Source organism: Nonomuraea jiangxiensis, from assembly GCF_900099965.1.
Taxonomy (GTDB): Bacteria; Actinomycetota; Actinomycetes; order Streptosporangiales; family Streptosporangiaceae; genus Nonomuraea; species Nonomuraea jiangxiensis.
The window spans coordinates 125450-146452 of the sequence record NZ_FNDJ01000009.1 but is presented as its reverse complement, the minus strand read 5'-3'; the positions used below and the strand labels follow the sequence as shown (position 1 = coordinate 146452).

General features: G+C 66.8%; 15 protein-coding genes, 1 tRNA gene and 1 pseudogene. 9 read left to right on the top strand and 8 right to left on the bottom strand.

The features are described from left to right. Positions 1-44: 44 nt before the first annotated feature. Entirely contained in the window at positions 45-554 is a 510-nt protein-coding gene (locus BLS95_RS54305; RefSeq protein ID WP_143043813.1) for a hypothetical protein, read from the bottom strand. A 377-nt stretch (positions 555-931) separates the two neighbouring features. Continuing rightward, complete coding sequence (locus BLS95_RS54300; RefSeq protein WP_143043812.1) at positions 932-1426, bottom strand: UvrD-helicase domain-containing protein; 495 nt, start codon at positions 1424-1426, stop codon at positions 932-934. Between the two features lie 190 nt (positions 1427-1616). Between BLS95_RS54300 and BLS95_RS20820 the strand changes: the two are divergent. The 5 genes and pseudogenes from BLS95_RS20820 (at position 1617) to BLS95_RS56900 (ending at position 12399) form a co-directional block, all read left to right on the top strand. Next, positions 1617-2885, top strand: a pseudogene (locus BLS95_RS20820) (IS701 family transposase). 474 nt (positions 2886-3359) lie between these two features. Continuing rightward, positions 3360-10244: a DNRLRE domain-containing protein gene (locus BLS95_RS20815; RefSeq protein WP_176993295.1), complete on the top strand. Its 6885-nt coding sequence runs from the start codon at positions 3360-3362 to the stop codon at positions 10242-10244. Between the two features lie 102 nt (positions 10245-10346). Then, positions 10347-10886 carry a hypothetical protein gene (locus BLS95_RS20810; RefSeq protein WP_090933694.1) on the top strand — a complete coding sequence of 180 codons (540 nt, stop codon included), beginning with the start codon at positions 10347-10349 and terminating at the stop codon, positions 10884-10886. Positions 10887-11366: 480 nt separating this feature from the next. Next, complete coding sequence (locus BLS95_RS56905; protein WP_218135883.1) at positions 11367-11819, top strand: helix-turn-helix domain-containing protein; 453 nt, start codon at positions 11367-11369, stop codon at positions 11817-11819. Between the two features lie 88 nt (positions 11820-11907). Beyond that, complete coding sequence (locus BLS95_RS56900; protein WP_218135882.1) at positions 11908-12399, top strand: integrase core domain-containing protein; 492 nt, start codon at positions 11908-11910, stop codon at positions 12397-12399. 521 nt (positions 12400-12920) lie between these two features. Here BLS95_RS56900 and BLS95_RS20800 read toward each other — a convergent pair. Then, positions 12921-12994, bottom strand: a tRNA-Ile gene (locus tag BLS95_RS20800). 531 nt (positions 12995-13525) lie between these two features. Then, positions 13526-14458, bottom strand: coding sequence for a LysR family transcriptional regulator (locus tag BLS95_RS20795; RefSeq protein WP_090933692.1), 933 nt, complete (start codon positions 14456-14458; stop codon positions 13526-13528). Between the two features lie 95 nt (positions 14459-14553). On the opposite strand from BLS95_RS20795, the gene BLS95_RS20790 reads away from it, so the two are divergent. Next, positions 14554-14781, top strand: coding sequence for a DUF6158 family protein (locus BLS95_RS20790; protein ID WP_090933689.1), 228 nt, complete (start codon positions 14554-14556; stop codon positions 14779-14781). Next, positions 14778-15017, top strand: coding sequence for a hypothetical protein (locus BLS95_RS20785; RefSeq protein WP_090933687.1), 240 nt, complete (start codon positions 14778-14780; stop codon positions 15015-15017). Before BLS95_RS20790 ends, BLS95_RS20785 begins: the two co-directional genes overlap by 4 nt. Position 15018: 1 nt before the next feature. Here the strand turns inward: BLS95_RS20785 and BLS95_RS20780 are convergent, their stop codons facing one another. The 3 genes from BLS95_RS20780 to BLS95_RS59050 form a co-directional block, all read right to left on the bottom strand. Further along, a complete protein-coding gene (locus BLS95_RS20780; protein ID WP_090933685.1) occupies positions 15019-15705 on the bottom strand; it encodes a hypothetical protein in 687 nt (228 codons plus the stop codon). Then, on the bottom strand, positions 15702-16898 hold the full coding sequence (locus BLS95_RS20775; RefSeq protein ID WP_090933683.1) for a vWA domain-containing protein: 1197 nt from the start codon (positions 16896-16898) through the stop codon (positions 15702-15704). The genes BLS95_RS20780 and BLS95_RS20775 overlap by 4 nt, the downstream gene beginning before the upstream one ends. Positions 16899-16962: 64 nt before the next feature. Beyond that, positions 16963-18111 carry an AAA family ATPase gene (locus tag BLS95_RS59050; protein ID WP_281250017.1) on the bottom strand — a complete coding sequence of 383 codons (1149 nt, stop codon included), beginning with the start codon at positions 18109-18111 and terminating at the stop codon, positions 16963-16965. A gap of 147 nt (positions 18112-18258) precedes the next feature. On the opposite strand from BLS95_RS59050, the gene BLS95_RS20765 reads away from it, so the two are divergent. Next, entirely contained in the window at positions 18259-19041 is a 783-nt protein-coding gene (locus BLS95_RS20765) for a putative hydro-lyase (protein WP_218135881.1), read from the top strand. A gap of 1 nt (position 19042) precedes the next feature. Here BLS95_RS20765 and BLS95_RS20760 read toward each other — a convergent pair whose 3' ends face one another. Continuing rightward, the gene (locus tag BLS95_RS20760; RefSeq protein WP_090933679.1) at positions 19043-19612 is read right to left on the bottom strand and encodes a P-loop nucleotide/nucleoside kinase family protein; all 570 of its coding nucleotides are present in this window, start codon (positions 19610-19612) and stop codon (positions 19043-19045) included. An 88-nt stretch (positions 19613-19700) separates the two neighbouring features. Between BLS95_RS20760 and secY the strand changes: the two genes are divergently transcribed. Beyond that, positions 19701-20990 (top strand): preprotein translocase subunit SecY, encoded by a 1290-nt coding sequence (gene secY / locus BLS95_RS20755; RefSeq protein WP_090933677.1) that lies wholly within the window; start codon positions 19701-19703, stop codon positions 20988-20990. Positions 20991-21003: the final 13 nt, after the last annotated feature.

The following is a 21003-nucleotide window of genomic DNA, read 5'->3' as shown; positions in this document are numbered from 1 at the left end:
ACAAGTCACACGGAGCTCCGACGCTGATCACGTTCAATGCGCCCTTAAACGACGATGTCGGCTTCGGTGAGAATTTTTGCCCCGGCCGCTATACCTAACTTCTCAATGGCCGACTTGGCTCCAGCGATGTCATTCGAAAATATGACGACAGCAAGTGACATGATTGCTCTCGAAACGCAAACATATAGTAGCCTGCGGGTTCGCTCCAGGACTGAATCCTTTCCGCTGTCCACGTTCCGTATATCCGTATCCGAAAGTCTTCTGATCCCGAGCAGCTTCTCGTATGAGTAAAGGTTATAGTTGGCTTCTTGATCGTCCGGGACAACGATGACTTTAGGGTATTCGGCACCTTTGGAGCCGTGCTGGGTAGAAAATGGCGATTTCTCTTCAATATATTCAAAATAGGGTCTGATTTCCTTCACGTTGCATGCCATGAAGGAGTCCAATGCACCCGTGACTGTAGATGGCAACACAGCCGGCGCGTGCATGCGATCCGGGAAAAGATGTGCATGAAATCGCGGGTCGGCGTCGATAAAACAGTCTTCGATTGCCAACCTGAGCGCACTCTCTGCAGAGCCCGGGCCGCCCTCTCTGCGATCTGCCTGAGGCGGAGTGTGGCACCGCGTGCTATTGCCATCTTGTCCTTGAAAGTCTGTGGTGCAGCATCGGACGAAAGGGCATTGCCGTATTGGCGTAGAATTCTGATGATCGACGGCGAATCGACGCTTTGTGCTCTGGATATGGGAAGTATGACGTCTTCAAATGGCCTAAGCGGCCAAGCGTTCCCTTTGTCGAAGGCACGCTTCAAGCTGTTTGACTTGCCGTCGTGGAATGCCTTATATAGGTCTTCGAAACCCATCTGCTTCGCAACCATCCGGTGCACAATCATCAAGATCTTTGCATCTGCCTCGTTCCGGGCCGGACCGGCAGTTCAACTGCCTCCGGTGCTATGGAGGCTCAGCCACTCTCGTACGCCCTTCAAACGACTTTCGCGCTCATTGTCGGCTGGCACGACGAAGAAGAATGTTTCTCCTTCTACCTGATCTTCATCGGTCCGACCTGATACCTGAACTAGGCCGTCAGCACTCGATCTTACTTGGTTGATGGCTTGGGGTACTCGCTTCGAGCCACGAAAATTCTGTGGCTTCCCAATCTTTTGCCACCCTGGACCGGGTTCAATGGAGCCGATGCGGCGCTGATAAATTTGCTGCATTGGATCCTCGAAGAACCCGATGCAGAATGATCCCTGTGACTGAGCACTGATGGCCTTGAGTACTTCGACTACGTTGGGGAACGTATCATGGCTCTCATCGACAAAAACATAAGGGTACTTGCTTGCGATGATCCGTCGGAATAGCTCGCTTGCCATGATCAGGTCAGAAGCCATGCGAATGATGTCCTCATGCCCTAGTACGGCAGTCACCATTCACGGTGTGACCAGCACGGATGGGCGATAGGCCGTTGCGATCTTAAGATCGGAAGCAGGCACAACGAGAGCAGCTGCTCGTGATCATGCCTGTGTGACCAGTACAAGATCGAGAGCGGCTGCCGCGCTCATCCTAGAGGCGCGGCGCGTACAACGAAACACCGACGAGCTGCTCAACGCGCTGGCACCGATGTTCACCCGGATCGAGCCCCGCTTGTAGGCCGCCAAGTACATCCGTGCTGTCATGTCCGACCTGCTCAAACGCAACGGGTGGACGATCGCCGAGCGCTCCCCGGTCGCCACTCAGCGGCTGCTGAGCCGGGCCCGCTGGGACACCGCCGGCGCGATGAGTGTGGAACGCCGCTTCGCCGTCGCCCGCCTGGACGCCGCCGCCGCGCCTGCAAGCCTGACCGTCGGCGCGCTGGATGAGTTCGGCCGAGAGAAGAAGGGCAGCGCCACCTCGGGCGTCAAAAGACAGCACATGGGCTGCGCGGGCGGCGTGGACAACGGCGTCAACACCGTCTACCTGGCCTATGTCCGCGCCGGCTCCGGGCATATACTGATCGGCGCCCGGCAGTGGATCCCGGCCGAGCAGATCACCAGCCCCATCACGGCCCTCACCACCGGGCTGCCCCTGGACCTGGCCTTCGCCACCAAGGGCGAACTCGGCATGAGCCTGCTGAGCGACGCCTATGCCGACAGCGTCCGCTTCGACTTCCTGACCGGGGATGAGGTGTACGGCGCCTGCACCAAGCTGCGTACCTTCCTGGAGGAGCACGAGCAGGCATACGTGCTGCGCGTCCGTTCCTCCTTCACCGTGACCCTGGGCGGTGGCACCACCTTGACCTGCGCTCAGGCCGTGGCCCGGTACTGCAGGCCGAAACGCGCCTGGACCATCCGCTCGGTCGGGGACGGCTCCAAGTGCGAGCGCCTCTACGCTTGGGCCTGGATCGCCACCGCCGGTCCTGTCCACTTCCTGCTGATCCGCAAGCACCGCAAGACCGGCGACCTGGCCTTCCACTACTGTTTCGTCCCCGCCGGGCAACCCGCCACGCTGGCCCGCCTGATATCGGCCGCCGGGCTGAGATGGCCGGTGGAAGAGAGTTTCGAGTTCGGAAAGGACCTGTTCGGCCTGGATGAGTCCCAGGTACGCCTGTACGAGGCGTTCCTGCGGCACCTCGTGCTCGTCATGTCCGCCCTGGCCATCTGCGCGGCCAGCGCCGCGGCCGCCCGGCGCCGCACCTACACTCAGGCCCCGTCACCACACCGGCCCGATCAGCCGCCACCCGCCGACCCCGGCGTGATCCCGGTGACGATCGCCGAGATTAAACACCTGTTCAACGCCGCGACCCCGGCGACACCCGCGCTTCTGCACACGGCCCACTGGTCAATCTGGCGACGCCGACATCAGGCTCGGGCCCGCTGGTTTCACAAACGCGCCCGCTTGGCTACGACATAAACCCACAGCTCAGCTCGCGAATGGAGACTGCCGTATTAGGGCACGGAAAACGTTGGCTGGCAGGCGGTCCGCAACGTCCTCGGATACATACAGCACGCAGCCGATGGCGCGGCGAAGCTCATCACGGATCCCGCCCAAGACTTTCGGCATCGCTACGTCGTACACGTGCGGCGCAGTTGGGGTGTGGTTCAGGTGTCCAGAGCGAGCTCGGGACGATGTTAGTGCCCATTACTGGACCCTTGTCGCGATGACAAGTTTACTCTTTCTTTAAGTGATCTTTACTGATACCTTCCTGTCCGAAATGCCAGCTATCGGCAGCCCGTACGCCTTTGTGCGGGCTGTTCGGCGTGCCTCCAGAAAGAGCAGGAGTCAGTGACACCAGACACGCGGCACCGAGGCTTACCCCTCATGCCCGCACACACGCGACGCCGGGGCTTACTCGGCCGTGCCGCGGCCGTCAGCATCGCGACCACCATGCTGATCAGCCTCGCCGCCGCACCCTCCTGGGCTCAAGAGCCCACCCCACCCCCCGCACAACCACCAGCGGAAACCAAGACCCCGCAGCCCTCCGGCACCACCTCGGGGGACAAGGTCCTCGATGCCGCCAAGAGTAAGGCGGCCAAGTCCGGCAAGCGGGTGGAGATCCCGGAACGCAATACCGAGACCACCACGCTGTACGCCAACCCCGACGGCAAGACCGTCCGGCTGGAGCTCAGCACCCAGCCAGTCCGCGTCAAGAACGCTGATGGCAAAGACTTCACGCCGATCGACACCACTCTGGTGGAAGAGGCCGGTGTCATCAAGCCCAAGGCAATAGCGGGCAGCCTGGCCCTGTCCGCCGGCCAGGATAAGACTCTGCTGAAGAGCCAGGCAGCCAACGCAACGGCGAAGATCACCGTGTCGTCGACGTTGCCGAAGCCCACGCTGAAAGGCAACACCGCAACCTACGCGGACGCCTACGGCAAGGGCCGCGACCTGCTGGTAGCCGCGACCCCGACCGGTTTTGAACAGCAGATCATCATTCGTGAACGGCCCACCGGTTCGGTCTCGTTCCGAGTGCCGGTTGAGTTGCCCTCAGGCCTGTCGTTCAAGAAGAACACCGAGGGTCGGCCCACAATTGTGGGTAAGGACGGCAAGACGCTCACCGAGGTACGGCCCACCCTGATACAGGATGCCAAGTCCGCCGACCCCAACGCCCCGCTCGACACGGGCAGAGCCAGCAAAGCCGCCGTCGCCCTCGCCGATGACGGAAAGACCCTCGTCTTCACTCCGGACGCCGCGTTTCTGGCCGACCCGGCGACGGCCTACCCGGTGACGGTGACAGCCGCGAGGGATGACTGGTACGAAGAACACACTGGCTGGCAGAAGGGGGGCATGGACACCTGGATCAACGACGTCGATTACAAGGACAGCTGGGACACCCAGGCCCAGACCCAGATCGTGGTCGGCAAGTCCTACGCCAGCAGTGTCGCCAAGCGTTGGCGCGGCTACCTCAAGTTCCCCAACATTTCCCCCGACTTCGCGGGCAGCAAGGTGCAGAACGCCGACCTGCACCTGTGGAATTACGAGTCCAATGACTGCGGGACTCTCCCTGGCTCCGGAATTACGGCGCGCCAGATCACTTCCGACTGGGATGACCTGACGCTGCACTGGGATCGCCAGCCGAGTGTCACGAGCACAGGCGCGGACAATGAGCCGGGTGCCTACAGCGAAACCTGCTCCTACGCCTGGAACCTGACCCACTCGCTCGATGAGATCGCTCAGGCATGGGTCGACGGCGCCACCAACTACGGGATCCGGCTCACCGCTGGTAATGAATCCGATGTGCGGAACTGGCGGCGCTACACCTCCCACAACGCCGGCGGCTGCATGACGGCGCCACTGGAAGATTGCAAGTTCCAACTCCACCCGCCCATCCTCACCATCGACTTCGAGCTGCCGGTGCCGCCACGCCGGGATACGGTGGTCATCACCTCCCGCGATCCGCTCACCTCGATCCCCGAGTATGAAGAAGCGCTCACCCGGTCCGTTTATGTGCCAGAACCCGGCGAATCAGCTGACGCGCTGGATCCGAGTGATGAGCTGATCGCTGCCAGCGAAACGCACCCGTATGGCAGTGGCGACCCCATCAACACCGACCTGATCTCCCCCGATCTTCCTTATCCCGGCGATAGCGAGGACACCGGCAATTCGGGGGGTGAGGAGGACACGGCACAGCCGCGTGTAGTGGCAACAGCGCCCACCAACGATGACACCGATGTCGCCCAGGACATCCAGGTCCGCGTGACGTTCAGCGAGGAGGTCCTTGGGTCGACGTTCTCGGTGAAAAGTGCCGAGGGCGTTGAGGTTCAGGGCACGACAGGATCTGACGACACTGGAAAGATTGCGACATTTACCCCCACGCAGGCGCTCCGTCCCGGCACCAAGTACACCGTCACGGTGTCGGAAGCGATCGACCTGTCGGAAAACACGATGATTCCCCACACCTGGTCCTTCACCACGCTCCGGCGGGCTGCGGGCCATTGGAAGTTCGACGAGGGAAATGGCGGCACGGCTGCAGACTCCTCAGGGAATGATCACGACGCGAGCCTGAAGGACACCGCGGCGTGGATCGCCGGGAAGAGTGGGAACGCGGTCTCCAACATGCCGTCGCAGGCGCGGATGGCCGCCTCCCGGGCAGCGATCCAGCAGGGCAAGGCTGTGGAGGTCGCGGACGAGACGAGCGCGACCAGCATCACCTACGCCCAGCCTGACGGGAAGACGTTCAAGACCGAGGTCACGGCCGGTCCGGTACGAACCCGGCAGAGCCACGGCTGGGTGCCGATCGACACCGCCCTGGCCGAGCAGGGCGGCAAGCTGCGGCCCAAGGCCCTCGCAGAGGGCACGGTCATGGAACTCTCCCCCGGCGGTACGCACCCGTTCGTGAAGATGTACACCGACGGGAAGTCCTACGCGCTGCGCTGGCCGACGCCGCTGCCCAAGCCGACCGTCAAGGGCAGAGTGGCCACCTACACCGACGCCGCCGGTGTCGGGGCCGACCTGGTGGTGACGGCGCTGCCGACCGGGTTCCGGCATGAGGTGGTGCTGCGGCAGCGGCCCGCCAAGCCGGTGCAGCTGCGGATCGGCGTAGATGACGACGGCCTGACCCTGACCGAGGGCAAGGGCGACCGGCTGCTGCTGAAGGGCAAGGGCGACAAGCCGCTCGCCACGGGGACGCGGCCGATCGTGTCGGACAGCAGCGGCAAGGACCGCCCCGGGTCGGCCAAGCGTGCTGAGGCCGGCATGGACGTGGTCACCAAGGACGGCCGTACGGAGCTGGTGGTCAAGCCGGACCAGGCGTTCCTGGCCGACGCCGGCACCACCTACCCGGTGCGGGTGGCCGCGGCGATGACGCTGCCGCTCGCCGCCGACGTGGACGTCTCCAACTACGACACGGCCTCCTCGCCCGCCTACCCCGACAACGACTACCTGTTCGCCGGCACCATGTCGGACGGGTCGAAGTACCGTACGCACCTGAAGTTCGACACCGCGGGCCTGCAGGGCGGCACGGTCACCGGCGCCACGCTGTCGATGAACACCGTGGACGCCCACAACTGCGGCTCGGCGCTGGCCCGCGGCATCCAGGTCGCCCGGCTGACCAGCGGCTGGAACCCGGCGAACCTGTATTGGAGCGGCAACCCCGCCTACACCACCGAGGACGCCTCGACCAACTTCAAGGGCGTCAACTACGACTGCGAGGTCTACCCGGACAGCATGGAGTGGGACGTCACCGGCATCGCCCAGGACTGGGCCGCCGGCGCCGCCGACCACGGCGTGGTGCTCAAGTCGCCCGGCGAGGCGAACGTCGAGAACTACCGGCTGTTCACCTCCTCGGAGAACCTCTACGAGGAGGGCCCCCCGCCCACGCTGACCGTCACCACCAGTGGCCCCGCCTCCGCGCCGACCGTCTCCGCCCCGGCTATCACGCCGGCGCAGACCTCGGGCGGCACCACGGTGACCAGTTCGCTCACCCCGCAACTGGCCGCCACCGTCGCCGACACCGCCGGCGGTAACCTGACCGGCCAGTTCGAGGTCGAGCATGACCCCGCCGCCACCGGGCAGGGCACCGGTCAGATCTGGACCGGATCGTCGCCCGCCGTCGCTTCCGGCGGCCAGGCCACGGCGAGCGTTCCGGCCGGGAAGCTGGCCGATGGGTGGAAGGTGCGCTGGCGGGCCCGTGCGGTCAACGCCGCCGCGGCGACCGCCTCGGTGTGGTCGAACTGGCAGACGGCGACCGTGGATGTGCCCAATCCGGCGGTGAGCGCCTTCCAGGTCACGCCCGCGCAGGTGGTGGGCGGTGTCACCGTGACCACGAGCGTTACCCCGGCCCTGCACACCACGGTCATCGACCCGGCTGCTCAGCCGGTGCGGGCGGAGTTCGAGGTTGAGCACGACCTGGCCGCGACCGGGCAGGGCAGCGGCCAGATCTGGGCCGGCGCCGTGGATAACATCGCCTCCGGCAGCCAGGCCAGCCTCACCGTTCCCGAGGGGAAGCTGAGCGACGGGTGGAAGGTGCGCTGGCGGGTCCGGGCGGTGAATCCGGCCACCACGGTCGGCTCGCCCTGGTCGGACTGGCAAGCTCTGAGCGTGGACGTGCCCGACCCGGTCTCCGAACCGGCGGTGGGCGCGCTGCAGGTCACCCCGTCGGAGCAGGTGAGCGGCACTACCGTCACCCCCACCCGCACCCCATCCCTGCTCGCTCAGGTGAGCGACCCGGCCGGCAAGCCGCTGCGGGCCGAGTTCGAGATCGAGCACGACCCGGCCGCGACCGGGCAGGGCACCGGCCAGATCTGGGCCGGAGCCGCGGACAACGTCGCGGCTGGCAGCCAGGCGAGCCTCGCCGTTCCGGCGGACACTCTGTCCGACGGCTGGCAGGTGCGCTGGCGGGCCCGCGCGGTCTCGGCCACCGTCGCCTCGGCCTGGTCGGACTGGCAGTCCTTCACTGTCAGCCTGCCCAAGCCCACCGCCACCGGCCTGGCCGTCACCCCGTCGAAGGTGGTGGACGGCGTGACGGTGACCACCAGGCTCACCCCCACGCTGCAGGCCACCCTCACCCACCCGGCCGGCCAGCCGTTGCGGGCCGAAGCCGAGATCGAGCACGACCCCGCCGCACCTGAGGGGCAGGGCACCGGCCAGATCTGGGCCGGTGGCGTGGACAACGTCGCCTCCGGCACCCAGGCCGGCCTCACCGTCCCGGACGGGAAGCTGACCGACGGTTGGAAGGTGCGCTGGCGCGCCCGCGCCATCAGCGCCGATTCGGCCTCGGCCTGGTCGGACTGGCAGCCCATCACCGTGGACGTCACCCAGCCCGGTGAGGAGCCCCTGGCGCAGACCACCGGACCGGTGATCCGCACCGACCAGAGCTTCACCGTCAGCGCGTGGCTGCGCTGGAGCGACAAGGATGGCGACTACACCGTCGCCGAGCAGAAGGGCACTCATCAGGCTCCCTTCCGCCTCGGCAACACGCCCGACCGCGGCCTGGTGTTCACCTTCACCAGCGCCGACGCCGCCGATGCGGCGGTCGAGGGCGTGCTGTCTGATGTCCCGCCACCGGTCGGCGAGTGGTTCCACCTGGCAGGCGTATACGACGCCGCGGCCAAGACTGCCGCGCTGTACCTCAACGGAGCCCTCGTCAAGAGCGCGCCCGTCAGTTTTGCCACGTGGAACGCAGACGCCTCCATGAGCCTGGGCAGCAAAGTGAAGGGTGACCTCGACGACGTTCAGATCTACCAGCGGCCCCTCAGCGCCGAGGACGTCACGGTCGTGGTCACTTCAATCACGGCCCCAGCTTCCGCAGGTGCGCCAGCTTTGCAGAAGGAAGCTGCGAAGGCGCTGGCGGCAGCCGTGCCAGGTTCCTTCGACTACCAGCGCATCAATCTGCAGACGTGTCAGGTCAGTCCGGGTGAGACTGGCTATGCGGAGTACGATGCCCGTATCCGCGAACTGTCATATAATTCGTGCTGGTCGGCCTACCTCTACATCCAGGATTACGAGGAGGACGATTCGGACGGCAAAATGAAGAAATCGTTCTGCAAGAGCATCTTCAGGCTGAAGATCCCCGCATATATCTGCAGCCGATTGAATCCGTTGGATGAGGATCTCGCGTTCCGTTTCCGCGCCACCACGATCATCCATAGCTATCTTGGCGACAGGACAGGGAACGGAGTGGTCGGCGGCGCCGGGAGCGGCATCAAACCGTCGGACATGAAGGTGTTCGTGCAGCTCGATGACTTCGCGATCGTCGATGAGGATGGGCGCGTTGTCGTCCCTGCGGCACAGCTGAAAGACCTGCCCATCTCGGCGGCCGTGGATGCCCACGCTGACAGCTCGCTGGCAGATGGCGATTGCGAATCTGAGCCGGACAAGAGAAAGGACATCAAGGACTGGATCTCCAGCCCGTCCGAAACTTTCAAGGTTCAAGCAACGATCGACACGTCAAGCGCCTTCATCTGCAGAATCAAGCCGTTCGCTGTGTTCCACGATGAAATCCTCGGGATAGAGTATGACTGGCTCACCCTTCCTCTCTGGAGTCAGGAAGTTGTGGGCAGAGACGGCAAAGTACTCGGTGTATTCCGAAAGGGAAGTGGACAGCCCTCAGGCTGGAAGCGATGGATTCCAAGCTTCCGCTGCGACAGCATGGCCTTCGGTGCCAGGAATTCGGAAGTCGAGGATAGCCGAGGCGGCTGCATCAACACTAGAGCCAAGCGTATATTCGTCATGTCTTACAGCAGGAACCCGAATTTTGCAGAGGTCATCAAGCATATCGAGGAAGCATTTACTCCCGGCGGTTTCACGCCGACCTATCCGCCCTACCGGCCGGCGTGGGTCTGGGATACGCCGTCGCTGGTACCCACCAAGAAAATCCTGGGCAACGAGCAGCCAAAACGGATAACCGCTGGAAACTGGGAAACCGCGGGCCCTCCGCTGACGAAGCTCGATACCGATGACTACGATCTCAACAGGACACGGTTCTCCAAGATCCCCATGCTCATGGATCAGGGGACGCCGGAGGAAATGAATTGGCTGATTCCCGCAGACAATACACGCCATAAGATTTACATCAACTACTGTAAGTACTATGAGCCCAAAAAATATAACGAACCCTTCAGGCCGGATCGACTGCCGATCGGCGGACCCAATAGCTGTGACGAATACCCATTCGCCTCAACCAAGGAAGGGGCCGGTACTGCTCAGGGTAAGTACTCGTTGCGAGCCTTGAACAGATCGCACAACTCGTCACATGGAGGAACCATTAGAAATTGGTACAAAGATTATCGAGTCGGCACCGGAAACTCGTTCTGGGTGCTCATTGAGCCCTAAGGTCTGACGGAAGTGGAGAGTTCCGAAAGAAGGGGCATGGGGAGCCGAGGTGCTGCTTCTTCCGCTTCTTTCGGACTCTCTCGAAATGGAATCGAGATAGCCGTGTACCTTTTTCCTGACGAAAATCAACAGCGCCTTTTAGCGGCGCACGGGCTCGACGGGTGGTTCGTCTCCCAATGGGTCAGCATTGAGGATGGGCTCGAGGTGGCCCGGCGTTTGCGCTTCCCGACGGAGACGATAGAGGCCTGCGATTTTCAAACCGCCATGAGGTCACACGACCCTGCGGGCTCTGGGCAGCGGGTTTGGATCACGCCGCATGCACCCGGCTGGTCTCATGTCCTTCTTCTCCGCGGCGGGCAAGCGTCGTCCGCGGAGGAGCTCAGCCGCCGTGGCCGGCGAGTATTTGAAATCTCCTACGCAAATGGGGAGCTTGACGAGCCGATCTACACCCACGATGGCGCGTATAGAAGCATCTTTGATGAGACCGAGTATGACGTCCATTGGGCGGATCTATCATACGACGAAACGATGCCGGAGACAGAACTGCTGGACCAGTTTCTGATCATCATTGGAAGAATCACTGGGCGATTCCTCGATCGGGACTGGATCTCGTCCCAAGGGCTAATGTGTATCAAGTCCTGATACTGGCTTAATGCCTCAAGTGCATGCGTCAGGGAGGCGGTCAGGCGGACCGGGCTGAGAATATCGGCCAATCTAGTACGGCAGGCGGTGCGCCCAGAGATCGAGGAGGTGGTCGTTCAGCGGCCATGACCTGATCACAAGCTCGTCGTCGCCTGCCGGTGTGAGTCCGGTCCGGGTAATCGCCGGGGAGCCCGGTAGCAGGCTGGCGGCTTGGTCTAGAAACGGGCCAGGTCGAAGCCCAGCGTCGAAAGCCCATTTTGGGGAGCAACTGAGCGGTCCGTAGCGGAAGCGAAGCCTGCCGCGTCGTTAGACACCAAGAGAGAGCCGAGCCGGGCGGTTCACGGCGAAGGCCATGGAAGCGGTGAAGATCCTGGAGGGCAGCCGCGAGGAACCCTACGGCGTAAGAGGGCGCGGAACGTTCAGAAGGTGGCTGCGGGAACTGGGGAGGCCTTTCCCGGCCGAAGCGTGCTGCGGATAGGCATGGACAGCGTCGTTCTCGGTTGGCTGGTGCTGCTCGCTCGGGGCAGCGCTTCCAAAGAGGAGATCTTGGTGTTGCGGCATGAGGTCGCAGTGCTGCGTCGCCAGGTCGCCCAGCCCAGGCCGGACTGGGCTGATCGGGCGTTGCTGGCCGCGCTGGTCAGGCTGTTACCTGCTCGACTTCGGCTGCATCGCATCGTGACGCCCTGCACGCTGCTTGCCTGGCACCGCAGGCTGGTCAAGAAGACGTGGACCTACCCCGCCAAGCAGGGCCGGCCCCCAATATCCGAAGAGATCCGCGATCTGATCATCTGGTTGGCGCGGGAGAATCCGCGGTGGGGGCACCGGCGCATCCGAGGCGAGCTCCTCGGCCTTGGATACCGGGTGGCGGAGGGGACGGTCCGCCGGGTCCTGAAGGCGGCGGGGGTGGAACTGCGCCACGCCGGGCTTCGCTGACCTGGCGCCAATTCCTCCTCTCTCAAGCCTCCGGCATCCTGGCCTGCACTTTCTCCACGTCGATACGGCGTTCCTCAAACGTCTGTACGTGCTGTTCGTCATGGCGATCGAAACGCGGCGCGTGCATATCCTCGGTGTCACAGCTCATCCAAGCGGCGCCTGGAGGGCACAGCAGGCGCGCAACCTGCTGATGGAACTGGGCGAGCGAGCCGACAGGTTCACGTTCCTGATCCGGGACAGGGACGGCAAGTTCGGCAGAGAATTTGACGAGGTGCTCGCCGGCGCGAACGTACACGTACTCAAGACTCCGCCACGCTCGCCACGGGCGAACGCCTTCGCCGAGCGGTTCGTCGGCACGCTCCGGCGCGAATGCCTCAACCACCTCCTGGCCTACGGCGAGCGGCACCTGCGCCAGACCCTGACCGAGTACGAGCACCACTACAACCAGCACCGGCCGCATCAGGCGCTGTCACTACGTCAACCTATGCACGATCCGACGGAGGTGGTCGATCTCACGGCTCGAATAGAGCGACAAAGCGCCGTCTGCGGTCTGATCCGTGAGTACCGTAGAGCCGCTTGATGACGCGCGAAACCGCAGGCAAGCGCTACAGGAGAGTTTTGGCACCGGACAGGCCCGGCTGATCACCCTGCCGACCCACACCTGAGCCACCACCTGAGCCACCGAACACAGGCAGGCCCGCCGATTCTTCGGCGAGCCTGCCTGTTTGCTCTCAACGGTGATGCGCAGACGGTGCAGCCGATCGATCCCCGGCCTGCACTGTGAACAGGGCCGAGAGGATCGGGGGGGAGGAGCAGCGGATCTTTTATCTGCTGGTCACAAAAGGCCTGGTCGGAGAGGTGAGCCGACTTGGACGAGGCTTGACCGGGCATGAGGTCCCGTTGGCCAACGATGCTGGGCGGACCTTCCGGCTTGATCTTCGTATGGTGATCTTTGGGGTCTGAGCTGACGGTGGCGGTCTAAATGATCTACCGCGATACACGGTCCGTACACAAGGGCAACCACCGAGCAACCATGATCAACAACGAGATCCGAGGCTGGCGATAACCGAGAAACCCCAGGTCGGACGCGGTATTGGTGAGTAGGGCGGGTGGGACTTGAACCCACGACCCACGGATTATGAGTCCGATGCTCTAACCGGCTGAGCTACCGCCCCTGGATTCAGTTGTGTGTGGCGTGCCGGGGCACTTCGGGAGGATCATGTTGAGCTCCTGCATGCTAAGGCTAGAGCATCAGATCCTGTCGTGGTGCCTGGCCGGGCAGGAGATGGGTCTCGCTGATTATTCCATGACCGGCAGGGTCGTCGGGCCATGTGTGATCATGATCTGGTCGGGTCGGGGGCGGGAATTTGGTAAGGCGGGCCCGGGACCGTGGTGGGTGCCCGGGCCTTGGATGGTAGGCGTTGTGGGCCTGGGGTTTGCTGGTGCCGAGGTCGTGGTGCGGGGTGGTGACCGCGGCGGAGGGCGGGGCGCGGCGACGGTGCGACGGTGAGGGTGGCCGTTGCGGGTGGGGTGTCGGTCGCGGTGGTGATCAGGGCCGGAGTGGGGTGTTTTCGGCCGCTGGGTTTTGGGGGTCTGGAGGTCTGGGGTCTGGGGTGGGGTGTGCGGGTTCGGGGTGGGGCCTGGGGTGGGGTTAGGGAGGGGGAGGCAAAGGAGCGGAGGGGGGCTCCTTTGCCGTTGGCGGCGGGTTAGGGGGCGGTGCCATATCCGGGGTTTCGTACGAGCCAGTCGTAGTAGATCGGGCTTCGGCGTACTGCGTCCATGTGGGCCTGTTTTGCCTGTGCCACTACCCAGGCGGCTTCGGGGGCGGTGGGGTGGCGGCCGAGGAGTTGCCGCCAGCGCAGCGGCGCGCCGGCCAGGGGGACCATGGTCAGGCCCTGGGCGGGCTGGTGGGTGGCCTGGCAGAGCACCACGGCGCGGCCGACCTGGGCGAGGTGCGTGCACGTCGGTACGTCGGTCTCGTAGATCGTCCCAGGCGTGAACCCGGCACGCGCGCACGCCATCGCGAAACAGTCCGCGAAGCAGCCGTCGCCCGGCGTCACGGCCCACTGCTCTCCCGCCAGGTCGGACAGCTCCACCTCCTTCTCCCTGGCCGCCGGATGATCGTCGTTCACCAGGCAGAAGACCGGATCGACACTGATCGTCTCCCAGAGCAGCGTGCCGGTGGGGGTGCCGGAGTCGCCGCACGCGCCGGTCAGTACGTAGTCGAGGCGCCCGAGCTCCACCATGCTGTTCAGTTCATGGGTGGACCAGGACGTGTACGTACTGACCGTGCGTTCCGCGGCCAGCCGGTCGACCAGGCCGCCGAGTATGGGCCCGTTCGTCGCGCCTATGCGGAATCCGGGGGAGGGGGCGTGGGCGAATCGTACGGCCTCGTCCTGCAGTTCCTTGGCCGCGGGGAGGAGTACCCGGGCCCGGGCGAGTACCAGCTCGCCAAGCCGGGTGGGCCTGGCGCCGTGGCGATCGCGTTCGAACAGGGCGCCGCCGAGCACCCTCTCGATGCGCTTGAGCTGGGCGGTCAGGGCCGGTTGTGCCAGCCCTAGAAGGGAAGCCGCTTTGCTGACGCTTCCCGCGTCCGCGACCGCGCGGACGATTCTGAGGTGCCGTAGCTCGAGGTCCATAACGGGAAGGTAAAGCGACGATCTCTTACAGACAATGCCTCTATGTCAGGACTTGTGACAGATATTGTCGGAGGAGTCTGGGGTAGGGGGAACCCATGACGACAATGGGGATAGATCCGGCCCAGCTCAGCGACGAGGACGTGGTACGCGAGCTGCGCCAACTGCACGCGACCCGGAGCGACACGTTCTTCCACGGATCGGATGACGCGCTGGCGAATCACACCTCCCGCACCGACGAGCTGGAGGCCGAGTACCTCCGCCGCCATCCCGAGCGAGAGGTGGACCCGTGCCGGTTGCGGGAGGGAGCGAGACAGCGATCATGACGGAAGGCCACGATGTGCAGGAGCTGTCGGACGTCGACATCCACGTGTACGAGGCCGTGGCGTCGCAGGTGGTCGAGTCCGGCGGGGCGGGGTTCCCGGGGCTGGTCCGGGCGACCGGCCTGACGGAGGACGAGGTACGCCAGAGCGTGACCTACCTGGTCGAAGAGGGGTACGTGGTGCCCAGGGGCGGCGACTCGTACGGACTGGGGCCGCACACGTTCGAGGTCGAATACTGACTTATCCGTCGGGTGGCGACAGCGCCCGGAGCACGCCCGCCTGATCGGCCGTGACGCCCGCGGCCCGCTGCGCCGCGGCCTCCTCGGGCCCGAACCCCGCCGCGCACCACGCCGCCACCTCCGCCATCGGCACCGCGCCCCACCAGGCGGCCATCGCCTCGACGGCGGGCAGGCCGGTGCGCACCGCCTCACCGGCCGTGAACCCCAGTGCCCTGAACACCCGCGCGTCTCCTTGATCCACCCGCCTGCGTGCCCAGGGCTCGGCCTCGGCCGCGTCCCACCCTGCCTCCGCGTAGGCCCGGGCCACGTCCGCCGGCACGCCCGCCCGCGACAACCGGCGCAACACCTCGGTACGCGCGGGATCGGGCTCGGCGGGCTCCGGCGCCGCCAGCAGCCGCGCCAGCCACGAGACCCGGTGCGGCCGCTCGCCGCCGAGGTGTCTGCGGGCCGCGTCGTGCGGGGCGACGCCCAGCTCGTGCCAGCGGACCGCGTCCCGGGGCGTCATCCCCGCCCGCTGCCAGGTGATGACCGTCTCGGGCGTGGCGGCGGCGGTGCGCCACAGGCGGGCGTCGGCGGGTTCCGTCACGCCTGCCGCCAGCCAGGCCGCCGCCTCCCCGGGCTCGAACCCGGCCGCGCGCCACCGCCTGACCTCGCCCTGGGTGAAACCGTGCGCGTCCCAGGAAGTCACGTGGCACTCCCGACCCCGGCCGGCCGCGGCACCCGGACAGGGTGCGCCCAGGACGGGGCCGTGCCACCCTCCCCGAACAGGCAGACCACGACGTACGCCCGGGGCCGCCGCTCCGGCCACGGCGTGTCGCCGTCGGTCAGTACGATCACCACGTCCGCCCCGCCGGCAGCCACGAACCCCGGCCGCAGATCCGTGCCCCCGCCACCCACCAGCTCGACCTCGGCCGCGGCCCGGACCCGCTGCACCGGATACGCCTCGCTGTCGCAGCAGATCACGTCGATCCGCCGGTGCCCGGCCGCGTGCAGCACGCCGTCCAGCTCGCCGAGCGCCTGCGCCAGCTCGGTACGCCCGACGCTTCCCGACGTGTCGATCACGACGGCGATCCGGGGGAGCGGGCGTACCAGGGCGGGCAGAATGATCGCCGGCACGGCGGCGGCCCGCCTGGACGGGCGGCGATAGCTGTAATCCACCCGGCCCGCCGCCTCGGCCGAACCCCTCTTCACCACGGCCGCCAGCCGGGTCCGCCAGTCCACCTCCGGACGCAGCCGCGCCTCGGCCCAGCGCCGCCAGCCGCCGGGTACGTCGCCCCGCGCCTCGATGCCGGCGGCGACGGCGCGGGCCAGCAGGTCGCGTTCCAGCGCGGTCATCGTGCCCGGACCGGTGAACGGTGGCCGCCCGCAGGTCAGGAGGTGCGATGGGACGTCGTCGATGAGGTCGAGCAGCTCGGCGTACCGCTCGGCCAGCAGGCCGTCAGGGAGGCCCAGCGCGTCGGGGGTGATCGCGTCGGCGGGTCCGCCCTCCAGGTCGTCGTTGACCTCGGCGTCGGCGGCGCGGTCCCAGCGCGCCCGCTTCCCGGCCTCCGCGTGACCGGGTGCTTCCGCCTCTCCCGCCGGGTGCGGGTCCGGCGTCGGGCGCCGGTACCGCTCGGCGCGGGCGTGGTGGTCCCTGAGGAGGTGGCCGACCTGGTGGAGCAGCCACCAACCCAGCTCGGGGACAGGGGTGTCGCGGAGGGTCGCCGGGTTGAGGTGGACGTTCCAGTGCTCGTCGGCGGGCAGGCGTGGCGGGGCGGTGTCGTGGATGAGTGGCGTGAGTGCGAACAGCGCCGAGGCCAGGTACGGGGCCCGCCCGGCAGCCCAGGTCCGGGCCGCCGCGAACCGCTGTTCCGGGGACTCAGGGTCTACAGGCCTGTTCATGTGCTTTCAGGGTCTTCGGGCCGGTTCATGTGCTCCTCCGGGTGGTCGGGGTCATAGGGGCGGTTCATGGCATGAGTCCGGCGGAGCGGAGGATGGGGGCGAGTTCCAGCACCGTGGCGGGCAGGGTCGCGCCTTTCGGCCGGCGGGTGGCGAGTAAGCGGGCCGCGCTGGCCGCCACGTCAGGGGCACACTTGGCCACTCGGCCGATCAGCGTCCAGGCCCGCTGCCAGGAGTCGGCGCCGCCGTCGGCCGTCACGTGCGCGACCACCGACCCGAGTACGGCGTGCACCCGGTCGATCCGGTCGGGCAGTGGCGCGGCGGGGTCGGTGAGCAGGGTCTCGGGGTCCGGCAGGTCCAGGTCGCGCAGCCAGGACAGCAGCTCGAACCCGGCCGCCTCCCCGACCGCCCCCACCACCAACTCGGCCCGCACCCGCTCCACGTCGGCGTCCCTCACCTCGAAACCTCCCCCGCCGTCCCCGACCGTTCCGGAGGTGGCGGGGTCGCCGCTGGTCCCGGGGGCTTTCCGGGCGGACCTCGGGACGGAGGTGCAGGCCACGGCGGTGGCGGCGAGTTCCCAGGTACGCGGGCTGGGCCAGGCGCGGGCGGGCCCGTCGGGTACGGACAGCACCAGCTCGGGCCGTACCCGCAGGAAAGCACCCACCAGCGCCCGCGCCCGGGCCACCGCTGCGTCCCCGGGCGGCGGCGCCCAGGCCGGATCCGGGCCGGGGAAGCCGCTGGTGAACCCCTCGGCGACCGAGGCGGCGCTGATCGTCCAGTCCAGGTGGATCAGCCGGTTGGCCAGCGGCGCCGACAATTCCCAGCCGTCGGCGGCCTGCGCGGGCGGGTTCGCCGCGGCCACGATCCGTACCGACGGCGGCAGCACCAGATCGCCCACGGCCCGTTCGAGCACCACCCGCAGCATCGCGGCCTGTACGGCGGGCGGCGCGGTGGTCAGCTCGTCCAGGAACAGGATGCCCGAACCGGCCGCGGCCAGCCGCTCCGCCCAGCGCGGCGGCGCGAACCAGGTGCCGCCCTCGCGCACCACCGGCAGCCCGGCGAAGTCGCTCGGCTCCCTGATCGAGCCGACCACCACCTCCACCGGGAGCCCGAGCCGCGCCCCGAGGGCCAGGACGGCCGACGTCTTCCCGGTCCCCGGTGCTCCCCAGAGGATCACCGGCAGGTTCGCGGAAACGGCCACGGTCAATGCGTCCACAACTATCCCCTCGCCCCTCGCGTCAACTTTGATTGACCTCATGAGGGTCAACGTAGGTTGACGATCCCTGCGATGTCAAGCCCGGCCACGCGGGCATGCCGCCGCCTGTGGTGGACCACGCGATGGTGGCCGCCATAGTGTCGAAGAGTGGACGTCGCCGAGCTGAGCCCCGCGCAGGCGCGAGAGCGCTTCCGCGCAGGTTTGCGCGTGCCCACCGCGGGCTGGTGCCGGGGCTGGACGCAGGCCAACCTCATCGCCGTGCCCAGGTGGCTGCGCTATGAGCTGCTGCTGTTCGCCCACCACAATCCCCAGGCGTGCCCGGTGCTCGACGTGGGGGAGCCGGGGGCCTGGTCGACGGCGCTGTTCTCCGGCGACCTGCGTACGGACCTGCCCGGATACCGGCTCTACCGGGCCGGCGAGGCGGTCGCCGACCTCGACGACGTGGTGGCGGAGTGGCGCGAGGACCTGGTGCCGTTCCTGGTCGGCTGCAGCTTCACCTTCGAACGCGCGCTGCAGGCCGCCGGGGTGCCCGTACGGCATCTGGAGCTGGGCACGAACGTGCCGATGTATCTCACGAACGTCCCCTGCCGGCCCACCCCCAGCCTGTCCGGCCCGCTGGTCGTGTCGATGCGGCCGGTGCCCGAGGAGCTCGTGGAGACGGCGGTCGAGGTGACCGGCCGTTACCCGATGGTGCACGGCGCGCCGGTGCACGTCGGCGACCCAGCGGAGCTCGGGATCGCCGACCTGGCCAGTCCCGACTTCGGCGACCCGGTGGAGGTGCGCGCGGGGGAGATCCCGCTGTTCTGGGCGTGCGGGGTGACGCCGCAGGCGGTGGTCATGGCCAGCGGCGTCGAGTTCGCGATCGGCCACCTGCCGGGCCACATGGCGATCCTCGACGCCCGCGACGACGACTACCGTACGGCGTCCTGACCTAAGGCCGCGGCGGGATGCCGGCCGCCGTGAGCTGCTCGCCGACGGGCGGCGCGCCAGGCCGGTTGTCGATCTCCAGATGCGGTACGGTCGGCGGCTCGTCCACCCGGATGGCGCGCAGATAGTCCTCGAACGCCGCCAGCTTCCCCGCGTCCCGCCCGAGCCCCCTGGCCACGAGCCGCTCGCGCAGCGTCGGCCCGTCGGAGCGGACCCACAGCAGCCGCACCGGCTCCCCGCCCAGCTCCGCCACCCACCCGGCCCACAGATCCGCCGCGTGAACCTGGCTGGTGAACGGCCCGTCCAGCATCACCGGGCAGCCCTGCTCCCGGATGTGCCTGGCGGTCCTGGTCAGACCCGCGTATTCATGCCGTTTGACGTGCCGGTCGTACCAGGGGCCCTCGCGCTCGCCGTCCGGCCGGCCCGCGGCCCGCAGGATCTCCGCCACGAAGCCGCCGTACACGGTGTCCTTGTCGAGCAGGGCGGGGACGGGGGACAGGCGGGCGAGCAGCGCGGCGGCCACCGTGGACTTGCCCGCACCCGGCGGGCCGCTGATCACCCAGACAGTGCTCATGCGATCAACCTATCTACGCGGATTCGCGTAGGCCGGTGCCTCGTCCCAGCGGACGACCGGACGGCGCCCGGCGGCCAGACTCCTGCCCATGCTGACCATCTTGACCAAAGCGTTCCGGGTGCCGGACCTGCGCGGGAAACTGCTGTTCACGCTGGGCCTCATCGTGCTGTTCCGCCTGGGGCAGGTCATGCCCGCGCCCGGGGTGGACGTGGTGGCCGTGCGGGAGTGCGCGGGGTCGGCCAAGGGCGGCGTGTTCGACATGATGCAGCTGTTCAGCGGGGGTGCGATGCTGCAGCTGTCGGTGTTCGCGCTGGGCGTCATGCCCTACATCACGGCCAGCATCATCATGCAGCTCCTCGCCGTGGTGGTGCCCCGCCTGGCCGCGCTCAGGCAGGAGGGGCAGCGCGGGCAGGTGAAGATCACGCAGTACACGCGCTACCTGACCGTGGGCCTCGCCGTGCTGAACGCCGGGACGGTCGTGACGCTGGCCCGCGCAGGGCAGTTGCTGCCCGGGTGCCCGCGGCCGCTGCTGCGGGACGAGAGCCTCCTGTCGGTGGTCGTGCTGGTGCTGACCATGGTCGCGGGGGCGTGCGTGGTCATGTGGCTGGGCGAGCTGATCACGGACCGGGGGATCGGGAACGGTATGTCGTTGCTGATGTTCACGCAGGTCGTGGCCGTCTTCCCGGGCTTCATGTCCAAGATCTTCGTGCTGAGCCCGGCCGGGTTCGTGGTGATGACGGTGTCGGGGGTCTTCCTGGTGGCGGCCGTGGTGTTCGTGGAGCAGGCCCAGCGGCGCATCCCGGTGCAGTACGCCAAGCGCATGGTGGGGCGGCGCATGTACGGGGGGAGCAGCACGTACATCCCGCTGAAGGTGAACCAGGCGGGAATCGTGCCGGTCATCTTCACCTCCTCGCTGCTGTACCTGCCCACGCTGGCGGCGCCGCTGCTGGGCGGCGAGGCCGAGACGTGGATCCTGCGCAACCTGACCGCGGGCACTCATCCGCTCTACATGACCGTGTACGTCCTGCTCATCGCCGGGTTCGCCTACTTCTACGTGTCGATCACCGTCAATCCCGACGAGGTGGCGGACAACATGCGGCGCTATGGCGGATTCGTACCGGGGATCCGGCCGGGGCGGCCCACGGCGGGCTACCTGGCGTTCGTGCTGTCCCGGCTGACCGCTTCCGGGGCGGTCTACCTGGCGGTGCTGGCGTTGCTGCCGTTGGTGGCGTTCGCGATTCTGCGGGATCCCGGCACCCAGCAGAACTTCCCGTTCGGCGGGACCAGCGTGCTGATCATGGTGGGGGTGGGTCTGGACACGGTGAAGCAGATCGAGGCGCAACTCCAGCAGCGCAACTACGAGGGCTTCCTGCGGTGAGCCGGTGAGCCGG

Coding starts and splice junctions, on each gene's coding strand:
- BLS95_RS54300 (WP_143043812.1), bottom strand. CDS start 1,426: ATGGTGACTGCCGTACTAGGGCATGAGGACATCATTCGCATGGCTTCT.
- BLS95_RS20815 (WP_176993295.1), top strand. CDS start 3,360: ATGCTGATCAGCCTCGCCGCCGCACCCTCCTGGGCTCAAGAGCCCACC.
- BLS95_RS56905 (WP_218135883.1), top strand. CDS start 11,367: ATGGACAGCGTCGTTCTCGGTTGGCTGGTGCTGCTCGCTCGGGGCAGC.
- BLS95_RS20795 (WP_090933692.1), bottom strand. CDS start 14,458: ATGGACCTCGAGCTACGGCACCTCAGAATCGTCCGCGCGGTCGCGGAC.
- BLS95_RS20790 (WP_090933689.1), top strand. CDS start 14,554: ATGACGACAATGGGGATAGATCCGGCCCAGCTCAGCGACGAGGACGTG.
- BLS95_RS20785 (WP_090933687.1), top strand. CDS start 14,778: ATGACGGAAGGCCACGATGTGCAGGAGCTGTCGGACGTCGACATCCAC.
- BLS95_RS20775 (WP_090933683.1), bottom strand. CDS start 16,898: ATGAACAGGCCTGTAGACCCTGAGTCCCCGGAACAGCGGTTCGCGGCG.
- BLS95_RS20760 (WP_090933679.1), bottom strand. CDS start 19,612: ATGAGCACTGTCTGGGTGATCAGCGGCCCGCCGGGTGCGGGCAAGTCC.
- secY (WP_090933677.1), top strand. CDS start 19,701: ATGCTGACCATCTTGACCAAAGCGTTCCGGGTGCCGGACCTGCGCGGG.